Origin of the sequence: Pseudoalteromonas sp. Z1A8 (genome assembly GCF_011378855.1) — a bacterium.
Lineage (GTDB): Bacteria > Pseudomonadota > Gammaproteobacteria > Enterobacterales > Alteromonadaceae > Pseudoalteromonas.
Genome location: NZ_WTLB01000021.1, coordinates 1 through 16,459 on the forward strand (window position 1 = coordinate 1; position 16,459 = coordinate 16,459).

Genomic DNA, 16,459 nt, shown 5'->3' on the forward strand with positions numbered 1-16,459 from the left:
AAAACGGCCCAAAAGTAGGACCGTTCGAATTTCAAAAACTCGGTACACCATTAAGTCAAAACATGCTTAACTGAATGGTGTTACCAATATATGGGGCATTTTAATTATCTTATATAACTATTTAAACCTTCATTGAAATACTTTATCGACTTTCATTACTTCAATATTTTTTGCAGGAATTGCTAATTTATAATCAGCAATTACTTTATCCTCAGCAACTAGCTCAGCTGGTTTATCGGTGTTGTAAACCATTGGCGATGTTTGCTGCGATGCTAAACGTTTTTGCATATCAGCGCCGTCTGCGGTTATAAACACATATCGAACGTTCTCTGTTTGTAGGTTTTCTTTAATAACGCGATTAACATCAGCAAGCGTTAGCGTTTTAAGTTTGTTAGTGACGTAACTTACAAAGCTATCTGTGTTGTAAAATTCGCTATCAAGTGCGTAACCTAATTGGCGATTTTGACTTGCAACCATTTGCGGCACAAAGTTAATTAAAAAGTTACGCGTTGCTTCAAAGTCATCTTCGCTCATACCATTTTTAATTAGCTTATCTAGCTCAAATAAGGCTGTACGTGTTGCAAAGTGCGCATCGTTATTAGAGCGAAGTGGGCGTAACCACACCTGAAAAATTTGCTCAGAGCGCCCTAGGTTTGCATCAGGCTTGGTTTGAAACATACCACGTGGAAAATACTCAATGTATGCGTAATCGCCATAGTTCATGCCGCGAGTTTCACGAATACGCTCATACAAAAAGCTGTTAGAACTACGGTGCTCACCAAAGTACGAACGCACAAGCCAAAGGGCTGTCCAGTCTTCGCTGCTTCTTATTGTATCAATAGGAAAACCAAACGATACCGCAGTCGATTGCGCCGATTTTTCTACGATAGTTGCATGATGACCTTTAAGCACTGGCGCATCAGGAATACTTAAGCGGCTTTGCTCACCTTTTGGTAGCGTTGCAAAATCGCTCATCATTTTAGCTTTAAGTTTTACAGGCACAGCCCCAATTAAGCCAACCGTGAGTTTAGATTGCGTAAGCTCGCTGTTATAAAATGCTTTAACATCATCCAGCGTCAACGCTTCTAAATCAGAAATATCACCGTAGTTGTAGCTTTCGTAAGGGTGATTTTTGTAAAGCGCGCTGTATAGCACTTCTTTACCTAGCTCTTCATCATTAGATGCTTTTAAGCCAGACTTAATACCGTCGATCATTTCTTTTTTAAGGCGTTTAAAGTCATCATCTCTAAAGCCTGGGTTTAGTAATTGATCGCTCACAAGTGCATACCACTGCGCCGCGTTATCTTTATGAATACGCCCTTGGAACGACAGCATTTCTTTATCTATTTGATAACCAAAACTACCCGCAAGCGGATAAAGTGCTTTTTGAATATCTTTATAGCTTGTCGCCTGCGAACCACCTTGTGCAAGCATAGCCGCAGTGAGTGCAGCAACGCCTTTTTTACCTTGAGGGTCGGCAGCCGCACCGGTATTGAATAAAAAGTTAACATCAATTAATGGCGAGCTATTCGTTTTATCAAGTACTTTAAACACAGGTGCCGCTGGTGCTTGTTCAAGCTTTGCAGTAAGCGCATTTAAATCAACTTCTTGCTCAAACCCTGGGGCTTTATCAAGTGCCGACATCGTTAATGTGGTACGTGCGTTATCGGTAAAGTATTTATTAGCAACGGCTTTAATATCTGCGCTGGTAATGTTATCAGCCGATTTATAAAGCTGGTTTATAACCTCAGGATCGCGCTCAAAATGCATGTAGCTTGCAAGGGTTGATGCAATCGCTTGCGACGAATCAAGGCCATTAATAAAGCTGTATTTAAGGTTTGATTTTAAATCACTCAGCTTTTGCTCATCAACAAGCTCTGTGCGTGCTTTTGCATAAGTGCGGTTAATGGCATCGCGCGCAGTGGCTAAATCGTCTGCGTTTTCTACTTTAACAAATACGTGTAATAAACCCGGATCTTTAGTCTCTGGGTTATAGGTAAACATTTGGCTGGCAATTTGTTTGTCGACCACTAGCTCTTGATATAAATCTGAATTATTTGAAAAATAAAGCTGTGAGATTAAATCAAGTGCTGCCCTGTCTTTTTTAGCAGGCTCCCACGCAGCGCCTTTGTACGATACAAGCAACCAATGCCCTGGTAGCGCTTCATCTTGCTGGTGCAAATATTTTGGTGCTTGTTGCACAGGCTCTGCTTTAATGTCAGCAACGTAGTTACCTTTTTTCCAGCTGCCCCAATGCTTTTTAACCATAGCCATTGTTTCTTCTGGCTCTACATCGCCCACAATTACAATCGATACATACTCAGGCTTATAAAATTTAGCAAAAAACTCTTTACCGTACGCCATTTGATCGGGCATCGCTTCTATGTCTTTAAAAAAGCCCATAGTGGTGTGTTTATACGTGTGCTTATCAAACGCTTCTTCGCGTACAGCGCTTAATAATTTACGAACTGGGCTCGCGTTGTTTTTTAAGTACTCACCTTTTACCGTTTGTGCTTCGGTTCTAAATTGCTCTTCGGTGTAGGTTAAGTTTTGAAAAATATCAGCTTCAAGCTCAAGTACTTTATCAAGATGCTGCTTTGAAAAGTTTAAATGGTAGTTGGTGTAATCGTTTGTTGTATACGCGCGGTTATCAACCCCTGAATTTTTTAATATGTCTGAATACACATCTTCAGGGTATTTTTGTGAGCCTTTAAACATCATGTGTTCAAAAAAGTGAGCAAAACCTGTTTTGCCCTCTTCAACTTCGTTACGCGATCCAACCGATACCGGAATTTGCAGCGACACGACATCGGGGTAATCGGTTTTAACAACCATTACGCGTAAGCCGTTTTCTAGTTCTTCAATTAAGTAATCTTGTGAAAAAACACGATCATCAGCTTTATTTACTTGTTCTTGTTGTGCTGTTGTTTGCGTGCTTTGGTTTTGCTGCATTGCGCAACCGGTTAACGCCAGCGATACCGCTAAGCTGGTTGCTAATAATTTAAATTTCATTGTTGTCCCTTTTTAAATTGAGCAAATTTATTGTTAGATTTAACACTAACTCACCCTCGATTATGCCCCAAAGCCAATAAATATAAGAGTCCCAAGGGAATTTATTATGTAAACAACTGTGTCAATTATAAGTAATGGGAACATGCACTATGAATAAACATCATGTTAGTTGAAAAACTTTCATTAAATAAATCTATCTAGACGTCTAAATGGCTGCTATATTAAATCCATCAACACGCACTTGGCTGGAATGAGGATTATGGCTTTATCATTAAAAGAGAAAATAGAGGACACTAAACAAGGTGTTTATCTTATTGGTACTACGCCGCCTAAAATTGGCACCGATAAAGCGCAATTAAAAACCATTGCAGAAAAGCTACTGGGTCGCTTACACGAAATTGAATACGATGGCGTAATAATTTACGACATTCAAGACGAAAGCAGCCGTACAAATCAAGATCGTCCATTTGCGTTTAAACAAACCGTTGATCCGCGTGAATACAGCCATTTAATTCGTAATTTATCTGCACAAGATGTAATTACTTATAAAAGTGTGGCGCAGCGTGGCGTGGGTGAATTTAAAGATTGGTTAAGTGAAACTAAAAACGACTACGATTTACAAAATGTAGTTTTAGTAGGTAGCCCGTCATCGGTAGGCGATATCAAGTTAAGCCTGCCAGATGCATATAAAGCATTGGCTGAGCACTCAGATGATTTCTTTTTAGGTGGCGTTACTATTGCTGAGCGCCATTCAAGCAAACGAAATGAGCACGAACGATTAATAGAAAAAACAGCACAAGGTTGTCAGTTTTTTATATCGCAAGCTGTTTACGACGCACAAGCGACTATAGAGTTAATCACTAGTTACGCGCGTACATGTAAAGCACAAGGTATTACACCACAACGTATTATATTAACGTTTACCCCGTGCGGCGGCGAAAAAACCTTAGACTTTATGAAGTGGTTGGGTATTTCAGTGCCAGAAGCTACTAAATGGCGCATGCTTGATGCAGACAATACATTAAGCGAATCAGTGCGTATTTGCCGCGAAAACCTCGACTTAATACTTAAAAGCTGTGCGCATTTAGATGTGCCGCTGGGATTAAATATTGAAAGCTTAACAAACCGTAAAGAAGAAATTGACGCGTCAATTAACTTATACCGTTTATTAAAAGCGACAATGGAATTAAATCTAGCTGAGAAGCTAATAGCTTAGGGCTTAAACAAATTCACACCCTTCTTGGCAAGCCTAATGGCTTGCTTTTTTATGGGCAAAGATTAAGTGAAATGCTTTTATTATTGTGCTTTTTTAGCGAGCTTATACGCTTGTTTATTTTTATACATTGCGTGGTCTGCATCATTTAATAGCGCTTCAAAGGGCTGCTTTTGTTTATTAGTAAAACTATAACCAATACTAAGCGATAAATCGCAAACCTCTTCTTTGAGTAAGGCTTTTGAGTACTCAGAAGATATTTTATCCATGATGTAGTTAATCTTACTTTTATCGCTTACTTGCATTACTGCAACAAACTCATCGCCACCTAAACGCCCTACTATATCAGCATCTCTTAAATGCGTTTTTAGTGTATCTGCCAATATAATTAAGGCTTTGTCGCCCACTTCATGTCCGCAAGTGTCGTTTAATTTTTTAAAGTCGTTTATATCAATAAACAAACAGCACACATCAAAACCTAAACGCAGTGCTAAATTAAGTTTTTGTTGGGCTAATAAGTTAAGTGCTCGGCGGTTATAAATATCAGTGAGTGAATCTAACATGGCTATTTCACGCATTTGCTCATAACTGTAAACAAGCGCTAAGTCGTCTTCAATCAAATCGCGTAGTTGCTCTATGAGTTCAAAGTATTCATCGGTGTAACTTGTTATTTTGGTGTCTTTTAAGCACAGCGTGCCAAACACCTCGCCTTCAGGCCAATGAATTGGCAAACCTAAGTAAGATTCAACACCGTCTTCAACGACTTCTGGTAGGGTGTTCCATGCATCGTTATTGCTTGCATCATTAACATATAAAATATTTTTAGTTTCAGCAACGTACCGACAAAAAAGAGGTGTTTGAGGGGGAAGGATAGGATTGGTCTCAAAGCTAGAGCCGCCTTCGTTACTTCTAATAACAACGCGATAGCCTTTGCTTGTTGCCTGAACTATATAACCCGACGGGGCTGAAAAAAGCCCCGTTATAAGGTCGATTGTTTTTTGCCATTTATGCAAAGATATTTGGCCATCAATACCAGAGAATGCCCATTTATCAGTTTCAAACATTAACTTTACCTCGGCTTTTTAGTAGCTCCAGTATAGGCAAAAAAGTAAAGTAAAAGCTATTATTTACGACGCCTACTTGGCTCTCTTTTGCCAGTGATGCGTTTTTTATCGCGATCTTTTCGCGACTTATTGGTGTTTTTACGATTATCTTTTGGCTTTTTATTAGGATCGGGCTCGTAACCTGCTAACCACTGCGGCGTTAAACGCGTATCGAGTAGTACTTCAATTTCTTCTAGCAGCCATTGCTCATCAATACTTACCAGCGACATAGCAAGTCCTTGTTCGCCAGCACGACCTGTACGGCCAATACGGTGCACGTAATCCTCGGCAATGTACGGTAGTTCAAAGTTAATTACGTATCTAAGTGTAGAAATATCTAAACCACGCGCAGCTACATCGGTTGCAACAAGTACGCGGGTAATACCTTCTTTGAAGTTTTGTAGTGCGCGGTCGCGCGCGCCTTGCGATTTGTCGCCATGGATTGATTCGGTTTTTAAACCGTCTTTACACATTTCTTTAGCGAGTTGGTCGGCCATTTGTTTTGTGCGAGTAAAAATAAGCACTTGGCGCCAGTTTTTCATGCCAATCATGTGCGATACAAGTTCGCGTTTACGATCCTCGTCTACCGAGTAAATAACTTGCTCTACTTCAACTGCGGCTGAGTTTCGTTTATCAACTTCAATTAGCTCTGGATTTTTAAGTAGCTTTTTACTTAGCTCAAATACGCTGTCATCAAATGTCGCTGAAAATAGTAAAGTTTGGCGATCGCCTGGAATATGGCGCAATATACGTTTAATTTCATCAATAAAGCCCATATCAAGCATTCGGTCAGCTTCGTCAAATACAAGCGAATCAACACTTGAAAGTACCACACTGCCTTTTACAATATGATCGAGCAAACGACCTGGTGTTGCCACTATCACTTGGGCTGTTTTAAGCGCTTTTATTTGTGGGCCTATACTTGCTCCACCATAAGCTAAAGCGCCATTGATATTAGTGCCTTTTGCGTACTTTTCAAAGCTAGCAAATACTTGCTGAGCAAGCTCTCGTGTTGGCGTTAAAATCACAACGCGGGCAAGGCCTTGCTCATCTTTTTTAGGGGTATTTAAAAGCTTATGTAAAAGCGGTAAAACAAACGCAGCAGTTTTACCCGTACCTGTTTGCGCGCTGCCCATTACATCACTTCCGGCTAAAATAGGCGGAATAGTTTTAATCTGAATTGCGGTAGGCGTAGTGTAATTATTTTGCTCAATCGCTGTTAATAATAACGGGTCGAGATTAAGTGATGAGAACGTAGTGGCAGACATAGGCTTAGCTTTAAAATAACAAAGAGCGCTATTGTACGCATATTATTGTACTGCGTAAATTAACCAATCCAGAAAAGTATCCAATCCCTCGGCTAATCTAGCTGTACTCTTAAAACCAATAAAAAAGGCGCTAAATAACAACGTATTTAGCGCCTTTTTATAATTTTATATAGCTTTAAGCGGGTTTTAACGTCGCTTTACGTTCGTTGTAAAACGCGATTAAATCGTCAACTGTTGCTTGGCAGTATTCACGAATACCCGAAACCACCATGTGCTTTTCACCACTACCCACTTTAACGCCGTTTTCTAACAGGTTAAAACGTAGTGTGATTTTTCCACGCTTACCGGCGTACTCAAAACTAGGCTCTGCAAACTCAAGTTCTGGTGCTGTAATATCAAGATTATCAAGGTTGATAAGCATTGATTCGTAAATAATCATTGGGCGAGCAGGGTTTATCATTACCTCTTGCTTGCCCATTAATGGAATAATTACATGCGGAAAAGTAGTACCAGAAAACTCAACATAATTTTTTATAAGACTATTAGTTAGTGCTGGGCATTGGCTGGTTTTACCGCTGCGCTTTACCTTTAAAATAACTTTTTCGCCATTGGTTACATCAAACTCATCAGCCCCTTCAGGGAAGTTAAGTTTGGTGTTTTCATCAACCATACCGGCAAAAGTAAATTCCATTTGTTCACTAATACCGTAGCGGTCTAGTACCAATGAAAAAAGTAAGTCTCCTGGCGCGCAAAACTTTTTGGCATCTTTGTCATGAAGTGGATTAAAATCGTCAGCAACGCATTTAGCGAATCGACAACCCTGCTCACGAGAGATAGAAACATAATCAGCATGCTGCTGAAAAAAAGGACTTAACATAGTTTGTTCACTGCTTAAACTGCTTATAACCTATCTATATTACCAGAAAAAAAATACTGAGAGGTCGAATCTGTTAGATTAGTTGCTAAATAAAACAGAGCAATAAAAAACAATGACCTTTTATTTATTAGCGCTATCAATTATATGTGTTTTTCCGTATTGCAAAATATCAATAATGCGACAACCCCTTTGGCACTACTTACTAGCTTTAGGTGTTGTGAGTGCATATTTTCAAGGTTATATAAATTTATATGCTCTGCTGTTCACTGGGCTTTACGTTGTTTTATACTACTGTGTGCTAAATACAAAGCAGGCAATAATACGCGCTACTTTAAGTACTGTGTTTATAGTTTCCTCATTAGCATTGGCACTTCATTGGGTACCTGGTTTTAATAACCTCCCCATTGTTATAAACGAGCGTATTACAAGCGATGCGATTGCTTTTACCCTTTATGCTAATTTTGATAAAGCTATGGCGGGTTTATTTCTTTGTGCTTACTTTTATTCGAATAAAAAAACTTTAAAAGCAGACTCTAATAAAGTGGGCCCATTAAACGTTAAACAACCCAGTTTAATAATTATTGCTACTGTTTTAGCTGCGCTCACTGCGGCTTTAATGCTTGGGCTTGTGAGCTTTAATCCTAAAGTTCCTGACTTTTGGTTAACCTTTATTGCTATTAATCTTTTATTTACCTGTGTAGCTGAGGAGGCTTTATTTAGAGGTTTATTACAAACCAAGCTTAGCCAAATTATTACATCAACTCGCTTAGCAATACTTGCTCCTGTAATTACTGCAGGTCTTTTTGCTTTGGCACATTTTGCTGGAGGAATTAACTATGTATTGGTTTCATTTATTGCAGGCCTAGGATATGGCTATGTTTTTTATAAAACGCAGCGCTTAGAGTGGGCTATTTTATGCCATTGGTTAGTTAATATTTGCCACTTCTTTTTGTTTACTTACCCTATGCTCAATAAAATCTAAATACATTTACAAATGCTAACAATTTACCCGTTAGCAAACATTGCCTGCATTTGATTTTGTTAGTAATTTACTATTTCAAATAATAAATTAAGGGACTAATAAATATGCTACGTTTTATAATGGCAATAACAGTGCTCGCCACAATAACTGGTTGTTCAGGAATGACTTATCATACAGATATAGACAACGACGTTTTATCTCAAGAAATTGGCACCTACGTTAATAAAAGAGATTTGCAGCAATTTTATAGCGACCAAGAAGCACACGAAAGTGGCGCAACACTCTTAGGGCGAATAGAAGGTGAAAGCTGCGATGGCGATGGTAGAGGTAACAACAATGTAAGCTACAATCGCTCTAAATCAAATGCGATTGATTTACTTAAAGCTGATGCCATGCGCAGAGGCGGGAATGCTTTTACTATTAACTCTTGTAGTGAAACGTCTGTATCGTATTGCGACCTATCTGTTTTATGCACCGGACAGGCCTACGACTATTAATAAGTAAAAGTGCAAATTATATATTAAGCGCAAAGCTCAGTAGTACACGCTTTCCAGACTCGATTTTAGATACGCTGTGTTCGTACTTATCGGGTCTAAACAAATACACGCGATTAAATAAATTTATAATGCATTTTGAGCATTTAAATACCCCACCCGCTTTAGGTTTTTCTAATACAAAGTTGAGCTTGTAATAGCGCCCTTGCTGCACAGGGTCAATATGATTCATTACGCTGTGATTAGTTGGGTAAGTAACAAGGTTTATCGAAAATGTATTACTGCTAAAAATAGCTTTGTTTTTAACGGTTGCAATCATACTGCCTCCATATTGTTTATGTGTCTTATTGTATCATTGGGCTGGGTCTTACTTCGTTTTTAAACGAGACTAAAACGCCATGATATATAGCCAATCAGACTAGGGTCTGTTGTTCTTTGCGGATTAAAATTCATTCAAACTAGGGGCTATTTAATCGCGGCGCGAGATTTGTAACCTAGTGGGCTAAGTAAAAACCGAGCAACAAAGAGTAAGTAGCCCCTAGGAAGAACCCTTTGGGCAGCGCCTGTTTGGCATTAATGCTACGTTATCGCCCATTTATGGGGAATAACCACACTGCATAGGCTCTGCCTTGCCTAAATACCAAACAGACTGCTGTAAATTTAACCTTGAAAGAACAACAGACCCTTATATAAAACTATCTGAAACAAAAAAGCCGAGCTTAATAAAGCTCGGCTTTTAAAAGTACATTGTTTAGCAATTATGCACTTGGGTATTCGCGGTACGCACGCTCTATATTTTTAGCCTGCTTTTTAGAAATACCTAAATGGGCAAGTGCTACACGTAAACGAGCACGTGATAAGTCAGACCCTAATATTTCCATTGCATCAAGCACTGACGTACTTGATGTTTTGCCTGTAATGGCGACAAATATTGGCTCTAAAAAGTCTTTAATTTTTAGCTCGTGGAATGTAGCCACTTCTTTTGCAATTGCAAAAATAGCGGGCTTTTCAAAGCTACGTAAACCTTCAAGCTGCCATACAAAAAATTGTAGCGCTTGGCGAATCACGTTTTCGTCTGCTTTGCCGGCTGTTAATAGCGCAGGATCGTAAGTTGGAATACCCCCTACAAAGTGCCCTGCAAGCTCAACCATATCCGACAGCGTATTAATACGTGTTTTAACTTCGGGTAATATTTTAGCGAGCATTTCGCCATTAAACTTCCAATCAACAAAGCGCTGAATTAACTGCTCGTCGGTTAGGTTTTCACGGATCCACATGCCGTTTAACCAGCTTAATTTATCAACGTCGAATACTGGGCCACCAAGCGATACACGCTTCATGTCGAAGTTTTCAATCATCTCATTAAGTGTGAACTTTTCACGCTCATCAGGCATTGACCAACCCATACGGCCTAAATAGTTAAGCACGGCTTCTGGCAGGTAACCCATTTCTTTATAGTAATTAATAGACGTTGGGTTTTTACGCTTAGACAGCTTTGATTTATCTGGGTTACGCAATAATGGTAAGTGACCAAGTACTGGCGCTTCCCAACCAAAATCTTCATAAAGCTTTAATAGCTTAGGCGCTGAGTTAATCCACTCTTCGCCACGGAAAATATGGCTAATTTCCATATGGTGGTCATCAACTACGTTCGCTAAAAAGTACGTCGGGAAACCATCTGCTTTTAAAAGCACTTGCATGTCTACGTTTTCCCACGGGATCTCAATTTCATCACGTAGGTAGTCGTTAAACTTAAATGTGCCTTCGCTTGGGATTTTCATACGTATAACGTAAGGTTTGCCTTCAGCTAAGTTAGCTTTAATTTCTTCATCGGTATGCTTTAAACCACGACCATCATATTTAGGGCGTAGGCCTTCTGCCATTTGCTCTTCACGCATTTGATCAAGCTCTTCGCTTGTTGCAAAGCAGTAAAACGCTTTACCATCGTCAACTAACTGATGCGCGTATTTTTTATATAAATCGCTACGCTCAGATTGACGGTAAGGACCAAACTCGCCACCCACATCAGGACCATGATCCCACTCAAGCCCTAACCAGCGTAGGCTATCCATAATCGCAAGTTCTGACTCTGGTGTGCTACGTACTTGGTCTGTATCTTCTATACGAAGTACAAATTCACCACCTTGTTGTTTAGCAAAACAGTAATTAAATAAGGCGATGTAAGCAGTGCCAAGATGCGGGTCACCTGTTGGCGACGGGGCAACACGAGTACGGATTGTCATGATAATGTCTCTTTAGATAAGTGAGATAATAAAAGTGGTTTATGCAGCTACTTTGTTTAAGTAAGCAATAATATCGTTTGATTCGTACAGCCATTCTACTTGGCCGTTTTGCTCTATGCGCAGGCAAGGCACTTTAACTTTGCCACCTTGCTCTAGTAGCTCTTGACGATATTGCTCATTGTCTTTTGCATCACGCGTTTCTATGTTTAAGCCTTCGCGCTTAATAGCGCGACGTACTTTTACACAAAACGGGCATGCTTTAAATTGATACAGTTTAAATTGTGAGGTTTGCTGATCAAGCTGCGCTTGCACATCGCTTGCACGCTTTTTACTGCGAGGAGTAAATACAAAATTAAAAAATAAAATTATAGAACCTAGTAACCAACGAACTAATTTCATGCTTAGCACTCTATTTACAACAATTTAAGGAGCCAGATTTTAGCACAAATTTACAATCAAAAAAGCTCAATACTATTATCAATAGTCAGTTCGTTAATTACAGTTCAATCAGACTTCAGAGTAAGCCTATATAAATGATAATTATCAAAGTAATACTAAGTCGTCTCGGTGCAATACTTCTGCGCCGCTATCGTAATCAAGTAACTTACCTATTTGACTAGAATGCGCACCCTTTATTTTATTCACCTCGGTACTGCTAAAGCGCGTTAAGCCCCGTGCAATCACTTGATTTTTATTATCTATTAAATCAATTAAATCACCGCGTTCAAAACGTCCAAATGCATTAGTAACGCCTTTAGCGAGTAAGCTAGCGCCTTTATTTTGAAGGGCGCCAATAGCACCTGCATCTATAACAATTTGGCCGGTACTTTTAGGCCCAGCTAGTAACCATTTTTTACGCCCATCTTTTGGGGCGGTGAGTTTTAAAAAGCGTGTGCCTGGTAACTCGTCACTCATACATTTTAAAATAACGTTTTTACCTGCGCCTTTAGCAATAATAACTTCAACACCTGCGCGCCTTGCAATGTCGGCGGCTTGTAATTTAGTTGCCATGCCGCCGGTGCCTAAACTTGTACCACTGCCACCAGCAAGTTGGCGCAGCTCATCGTTTATATGTGTAACTTCGCCAATAAGGGTTGCATTGGCATTGGTGCGCGGATCGCTGGTAAATAACCCTTCTTGATCGGTTAGCAACAGTAACTTATTAGCATTAGCCAAAATAGCGACAAGTGCCGACAAGTTATCGTTGTCGCCTACTTTTATTTCGCTGGTAGCGACTGCGTCATTTTCGTTAATGATGGGCACAACGTCGTAATTTAATAACGCATTGAGTGTATCGCGGGCATTAAGGTAGCGCTCTCTGTCGTCTACATCAGCGCGAGTAAGCAGCATTTGCCCTACATTTACCCCATATAAAGCAAACAAGCTCTGCCAAATATGAATAAGTTGACCTTGTCCAATTGCAGCAAGCATTTGTTTATCAATTAAGCTTCTGCCACAGGGTTTTAATAGTTGTTCGCGCCCAGCAGCTACCGCGCCGCTCGATACTAAAATAACCTGATGCCCCTGCTTTTTAAGCTCGCAGCATTGGCGTACTAATTCAACCATATGTGCTTTGTCTAGCTTATCGGTGCCACCAGTAAGAACGCTTGTACCAAGCTTTACAACTATTACCTGTTCCCTTTGCATATGCTTTTTACTACTGATTAATTAAAGATGAATTAATTTATACCAGCTCGGTATTTTTGAACAAGTTAAAAATTTTCATGCTAGGATCTGATTTTATTAAATTATGTAAATTACTCTCTATGCCTGCCAGTTTATGCTTAATTATTGCCACCTTTTTATGGGGCAGCTCTTTTATAGCGCTCAAATACGCCATTGCTATTTACGACCCTGCATTGGTAATATTTTTACGCATGCTCACCACGTTAGTTTTATCGCTTTGTTTATGGCGCTATGTTATTCGGTTTGAGTATTTAAAAGGTGACTGGAAGTATTTAGTGGGTATGTCGCTTGCTGAGCCTTGCTTGTACTTTTTATTTGAAGGCCATGCAATGGAATACACATCAGCTTCGCAGGCCGGTGTTATTGTGTCGTGCTTGCCTATAATTATTGCGCTACTTGCCTTTTTATTACTTAAAGAATACATAAGCAAAGCCATTGTTGTTGGTTTTACGCTGTGTATTGGCGGCAGTATTTTACTTACGCTTCTTTCACCAAGTTCTGAGCAGGCACCTAATCCGTTGTTGGGTAACTTTTTAGAGCTTATGGCTATGGTGTGCGCTGCATTTTATACCGTAAGTATTAAACATTTAGCTAATCGCTACTCGCCCCTGACTTTAATTGCGTTGCAAGGTATTAGCGGCAGCTTGTTTTTTGCGCCATTTTTATTTTTTATCGACCTACCAAGCGAAAACCAACACGACTTAACTGCGCTCATGAGCATTTTGTATTTAGGTTCGTGTGTAACCCTTGGCGGCTACGGCATGTACAACTACGCTATTAGCAAAGTATCGGTATTAACCGCTGCAGCGTACTCTAATTTAATTCCTATTTTTACACTTATTTTGTCAGCTATTATTTTGGGCGAAGTGCTCAACGTTTGGCAATGGCTGAGCATATTTGTGGTATTTATTGGTGTAATGGTAAGCCAGCGCCATCAAGAACTTGTGGTTGATATACCGCTTAGTGAATCAGGCGAAGACATTTGCGCAGATACAAGCAATCTTAAATCAATACCCGAGGCAAGCGAATCAAAAGGGTAACAGGTAAGCAAATACAGCCCAGGTGTTTGTAAAAATGAGTTTTGGGATTGATGAATAACCTCAATCCCCGTTACCTTATAATTTTGAATCACCCCACTTTGCAGTTGTAAAGTAAACGCCTCTCCCACTTTTGCGTTTTGTAAAAATGCAAAGTGGGTGTCGTTATGCCCTGCTATTAGCGCGCCTTTTTCGTTTCCAAACTCTTTTCCGCCAAGCTCTCCTGCAGGTAAAAATTGGCTTGGCGCAAACGCTAAATTACGACCACTCGCTCCAGCCAATACACTTAATGTTTTATTATGGCTTGGCCAATCAAGCTTTGCAGTCACGTAGCTGTCGCCGTAATACCACGGTTTTACTTTAGTGCTGGGTGATTTAAGCGCCTCTTGCCATGCTTGTTCAATTAATACTTGAGCAAGCCACGCTTTTGCCTGCATATATGCACCGTGACCAAATAATCCAAGCCCAGCGATTAGTAAGCCCGCGCTTAGCCACTTTTTCATTTACGTGCCCTGCTTAATTTAAGCCCTCGATTTATTTTAAGAGCGCCAAATCCCAATAATAAAATACAGCCTAATAATATGTGCAGCCTACTTTGCCCATCTGTTTGTGGTAAACGCATTGCCATACCTTGTGGTACTGCATTAGTAGCTTGCGCCGTTTGCTTTGCCACTTCTTTTATGTGAGTTTGTTCAATCGCTATAAAAGCAGTAAACGGGCTAAGTAATTGATGAGTAAGTGCAAGCTCCTGTACTTCATCTTTAACTGTATTTTGCTCGTTGTATAAAAGTAATGACTTGATTTTTTGGCGCGCCCACAGTTTTGCTATACCTTGAGCGCTTGAGCTATTTTGTGTACTTAATTTAATACTTAAAGGCCCTTGTGCTGTTTGCCCAGCAAGTACCACACTTTTAGCATTATTAAGTTTTATAGCGACCATAATAGGCTCGCCAAAATATAAATCAGGTAGTGGTGATGGCCAAAAATCTAAGCTGTTACCGCTTTCATCGCTTAGCGCCAAATTAGTAATCGCAGGATGTGCAAGTTTATCAAACAACTGCTGCATTTTAGGTTGCACCTCACTTGTGCTGCCTATAAACGTAAATGAGCCTTTGCCTATATCTGCCGCTCGGCGCATAAAAAAGCTGTTAGGTGCGCTGCCAATACCCACTGTAAATAAGCGGCTATCACCTAATTTACTTTGAATATTTTTGAACAATGCGTCTTCATTACTTACGCTACCATCAGTTAAAAATACAACTTGGCGTACAAAACCATCAAACTCGCTGCCATCAAGTACGGCATTAAGGGCACCTTGTATTTCAGTGCCGCCATCGGCTTCGAGGCTATAAATAAATCGCTCTGCACGGCGTAAATTAAAGTCGCTGGCTATAAGTGGTTTATCGCTCATTGGAGTCACTATGTTATCAAAACCAATAATGTTAAAACTGTCGTCGCTATCAAGTAATGACAGCGCATAAAACAACGCTTTTTTAGCTTGCTCCATAGATTGCCCGTGCATAGAGCCAGATGTATCAACTACAAATACCATTTCGCGAGGTAATCGCTGAGTTTGTGTAAAGTGATCCCCCGGTGGCATTAGCATAGCAAGCCCATATCGGTCACCATTTTCAAACTGCTGAGTAAAAAATGCGGCTTGAGCTTGCTCTTTTTGCAGCGGTTTAAACTCAAGTACAAAGTCGCGATTAACTGCATTTGTCTCATTTAACGCTATTTTATATTGCCCAAATGCTGTGTTTTGTACATCAACATTATGAAATTTAGAATTGATATCCACCAGTTCTAAGCCTACATCTATATCAATGTTTAAGCTAAATTTACTACTTGGTACGTTATCAGTTTGAGTACTATTTTGAGTGATGTTTTGAATGCTGTAAACAGGGCTTAACCACCCAGTTGGCAATGGGGTAACGTGCGTTTGGTGTTGAGTATTAACCTCAACCTCACCACTAATCGCGTGATAACGCGGTGTAATGGTAGTCGGAAATCTAATAGCAAATGTACCGCTGCTGTAGTCAATTATTTCTTGATACTCAAGCTCAATTACTACTTGCTCACCAGGACCAATATTTGCCACATTAGTAATAAACATATTGGCGCGTTGCTGGCGTACTAGGGCAGCTTGCTTACCTGCTTTTTTAGCCTCCTCGTATTTTTTTTCGGCTTCCACTTTTTTATCAATTTGGCCTTTAATGACTCGCTCACCTATACGCATCGTCATGGCGTGCACGGCGCTTTCATCTGGCAATGGAAAAACGTAGCGCGCGTTAACTGCAAACGGGTTTTCGTTTTGATAGGTTTGCGTAACTACAACATGATTAATTAGGCCAGTTAAGGTCATATTGGCGTCGCTTTTTAATATTATTGCTGGGCCTGCTGGCGCACCATTGCTATCAAAAAGCTCTAACTTGGGTGATTGCGCATGGCTTTTAAAGCTCACTAACAGCACAATCGCTATGAATATAAAAATGCTTACTTTAGTAAGCATTTTGGTTGGTTTACTCAACATAAAATCACTCCATC

14 protein-coding genes are annotated in these 16,459 nt (G+C 40.0%); 4 read left to right on the top strand and 10 right to left on the bottom strand.

All coding sequences use genetic code 11. The annotated features are described in order from the left end of the window. Window positions 1–129 precede the first annotated feature (129 nt). On the bottom strand, window positions 130–3,012 hold the full coding sequence (locus tag GQR55_RS09920) for a pitrilysin family protein (RefSeq protein WP_166420458.1): 2,883 nt from the start codon (window positions 3,010–3,012) through the stop codon (window positions 130–132). Window positions 3,013–3,271: 259 nt separating this feature from the next. On the opposite strand from GQR55_RS09920, the gene GQR55_RS09925 reads away from it, so the two are divergent. Beyond that, complete coding sequence (locus GQR55_RS09925; RefSeq protein ID WP_166420459.1) at window positions 3,272–4,228, top strand: methylenetetrahydrofolate reductase; 957 nt, start codon at window positions 3,272–3,274, stop codon at window positions 4,226–4,228. Between the two features lie 80 nt (window positions 4,229–4,308). On the opposite strand, the gene GQR55_RS09930 is transcribed toward GQR55_RS09925, so the two are convergent. From GQR55_RS09930 to GQR55_RS09940, 3 genes are all read right to left on the bottom strand, one after another. Further along, complete coding sequence (locus tag GQR55_RS09930; protein ID WP_166420460.1) at window positions 4,309–5,289, bottom strand: sensor domain-containing diguanylate cyclase; 981 nt, start codon at window positions 5,287–5,289, stop codon at window positions 4,309–4,311. 59 nt (window positions 5,290–5,348) lie between these two features. Further along, a complete protein-coding gene (locus GQR55_RS09935; RefSeq protein ID WP_166420461.1) occupies window positions 5,349–6,596 on the bottom strand; it encodes a DEAD/DEAH box helicase in 1,248 nt (415 codons plus the stop codon). A 175-nt stretch (window positions 6,597–6,771) separates the two neighbouring features. Then, window positions 6,772–7,473, bottom strand: a complete 702-nt coding sequence (locus tag GQR55_RS09940; RefSeq protein WP_166420462.1) for a DUF3581 domain-containing protein — start codon at window positions 7,471–7,473, stop codon at window positions 6,772–6,774. Window positions 7,474–7,585: 112 nt separating this feature from the next. Between GQR55_RS09940 and GQR55_RS09945 the strand changes: the two genes are divergently transcribed. Next, complete coding sequence (locus GQR55_RS09945; protein ID WP_166420463.1) at window positions 7,586–8,455, top strand: CPBP family intramembrane glutamic endopeptidase; 870 nt, start codon at window positions 7,586–7,588, stop codon at window positions 8,453–8,455. 104 nt (window positions 8,456–8,559) lie between these two features. After that, entirely contained in the window at window positions 8,560–8,952 is a 393-nt protein-coding gene (locus GQR55_RS09950; RefSeq protein ID WP_166420464.1) for a hypothetical protein, read from the top strand. A gap of 16 nt (window positions 8,953–8,968) precedes the next feature. Here GQR55_RS09950 and GQR55_RS09955 read toward each other — a convergent pair whose 3' ends face one another. The 4 genes from GQR55_RS09955 to proB all read right to left on the bottom strand — a co-directional run bounded on the left by GQR55_RS09955 (window position 8,969) and on the right by proB (window position 12,839). Further along, window positions 8,969–9,268: a hypothetical protein gene (locus tag GQR55_RS09955; protein WP_021032137.1), complete on the bottom strand. Its 300-nt coding sequence runs from the start codon at window positions 9,266–9,268 to the stop codon at window positions 8,969–8,971. Between the two features lie 439 nt (window positions 9,269–9,707). After that, window positions 9,708–11,192 (bottom strand): glutamate--tRNA ligase, encoded by a 1,485-nt coding sequence (gltX, locus tag GQR55_RS09960; RefSeq protein ID WP_166420465.1) that lies wholly within the window; start codon window positions 11,190–11,192, stop codon window positions 9,708–9,710. Between the two features lie 39 nt (window positions 11,193–11,231). Continuing rightward, window positions 11,232–11,591, bottom strand: a complete 360-nt coding sequence (locus tag GQR55_RS09965) for a glutaredoxin domain-containing protein (protein WP_166420466.1) — start codon at window positions 11,589–11,591, stop codon at window positions 11,232–11,234. Window positions 11,592–11,735: 144 nt separating this feature from the next. After that, entirely contained in the window at window positions 11,736–12,839 is a 1,104-nt protein-coding gene (proB, locus tag GQR55_RS09970) for a glutamate 5-kinase (protein WP_166420467.1), read from the bottom strand. A 119-nt stretch (window positions 12,840–12,958) separates the two neighbouring features. Between proB and GQR55_RS09975 the strand changes: the two genes are divergently transcribed. After that, a complete protein-coding gene (locus GQR55_RS09975) occupies window positions 12,959–13,918 on the top strand; it encodes a DMT family transporter (protein ID WP_166420517.1) in 960 nt (319 codons plus the stop codon). Here GQR55_RS09975 and GQR55_RS09980 read toward each other — a convergent pair. Beyond that, window positions 13,813–14,418 (bottom strand): class GN sortase, encoded by a 606-nt coding sequence (locus GQR55_RS09980; protein WP_166420468.1) that lies wholly within the window; start codon window positions 14,416–14,418, stop codon window positions 13,813–13,815. The two genes, GQR55_RS09975 and GQR55_RS09980, sit on opposite strands and share 106 nt — an antisense overlap. Beyond that, window positions 14,415–16,445 carry a marine proteobacterial sortase target protein gene (locus GQR55_RS09985; RefSeq protein ID WP_166420469.1) on the bottom strand — a complete coding sequence of 677 codons (2,031 nt, stop codon included), beginning with the start codon at window positions 16,443–16,445 and terminating at the stop codon, window positions 14,415–14,417. The genes GQR55_RS09980 and GQR55_RS09985 overlap by 4 nt, the downstream gene beginning before the upstream one ends. Between the last annotated feature and the right edge of the window lie 14 nt (window positions 16,446–16,459).

Excerpts from the sequence above, each read along its gene's own strand:
- GQR55_RS09920 (WP_166420458.1), bottom strand. The coding sequence starts at position 3,012 with ATGAAATTTAAATTATTAGCAACCAGCTTAGCGGTATCGCTGGCGTTA.
- GQR55_RS09925 (WP_166420459.1), top strand. The coding sequence starts at position 3,272 with ATGGCTTTATCATTAAAAGAGAAAATAGAGGACACTAAACAAGGTGTT.
- GQR55_RS09930 (WP_166420460.1), bottom strand. The coding sequence starts at position 5,289 with ATGTTTGAAACTGATAAATGGGCATTCTCTGGTATTGATGGCCAAATA.
- GQR55_RS09935 (WP_166420461.1), bottom strand. The coding sequence starts at position 6,596 with ATGTCTGCCACTACGTTCTCATCACTTAATCTCGACCCGTTATTATTA.
- GQR55_RS09940 (WP_166420462.1), bottom strand. The coding sequence starts at position 7,473 with ATGTTAAGTCCTTTTTTTCAGCAGCATGCTGATTATGTTTCTATCTCT.
- GQR55_RS09945 (WP_166420463.1), top strand. The coding sequence starts at position 7,586 with ATGACCTTTTATTTATTAGCGCTATCAATTATATGTGTTTTTCCGTAT.
- GQR55_RS09950 (WP_166420464.1), top strand. The coding sequence starts at position 8,560 with ATGCTACGTTTTATAATGGCAATAACAGTGCTCGCCACAATAACTGGT.
- GQR55_RS09955 (WP_021032137.1), bottom strand. The coding sequence starts at position 9,268 with ATGATTGCAACCGTTAAAAACAAAGCTATTTTTAGCAGTAATACATTT.
- gltX (WP_166420465.1), bottom strand. The coding sequence starts at position 11,192 with ATGACAATCCGTACTCGTGTTGCCCCGTCGCCAACAGGTGACCCGCAT.
- GQR55_RS09965 (WP_166420466.1), bottom strand. The coding sequence starts at position 11,591 with ATGAAATTAGTTCGTTGGTTACTAGGTTCTATAATTTTATTTTTTAAT.
- proB (WP_166420467.1), bottom strand. The coding sequence starts at position 12,839 with ATGCAAAGGGAACAGGTAATAGTTGTAAAGCTTGGTACAAGCGTTCTT.
- GQR55_RS09975 (WP_166420517.1), top strand. The coding sequence starts at position 12,959 with ATGCCTGCCAGTTTATGCTTAATTATTGCCACCTTTTTATGGGGCAGC.
- GQR55_RS09980 (WP_166420468.1), bottom strand. The coding sequence starts at position 14,418 with ATGAAAAAGTGGCTAAGCGCGGGCTTACTAATCGCTGGGCTTGGATTA.
- GQR55_RS09985 (WP_166420469.1), bottom strand. The coding sequence starts at position 16,445 with ATGTTGAGTAAACCAACCAAAATGCTTACTAAAGTAAGCATTTTTATA.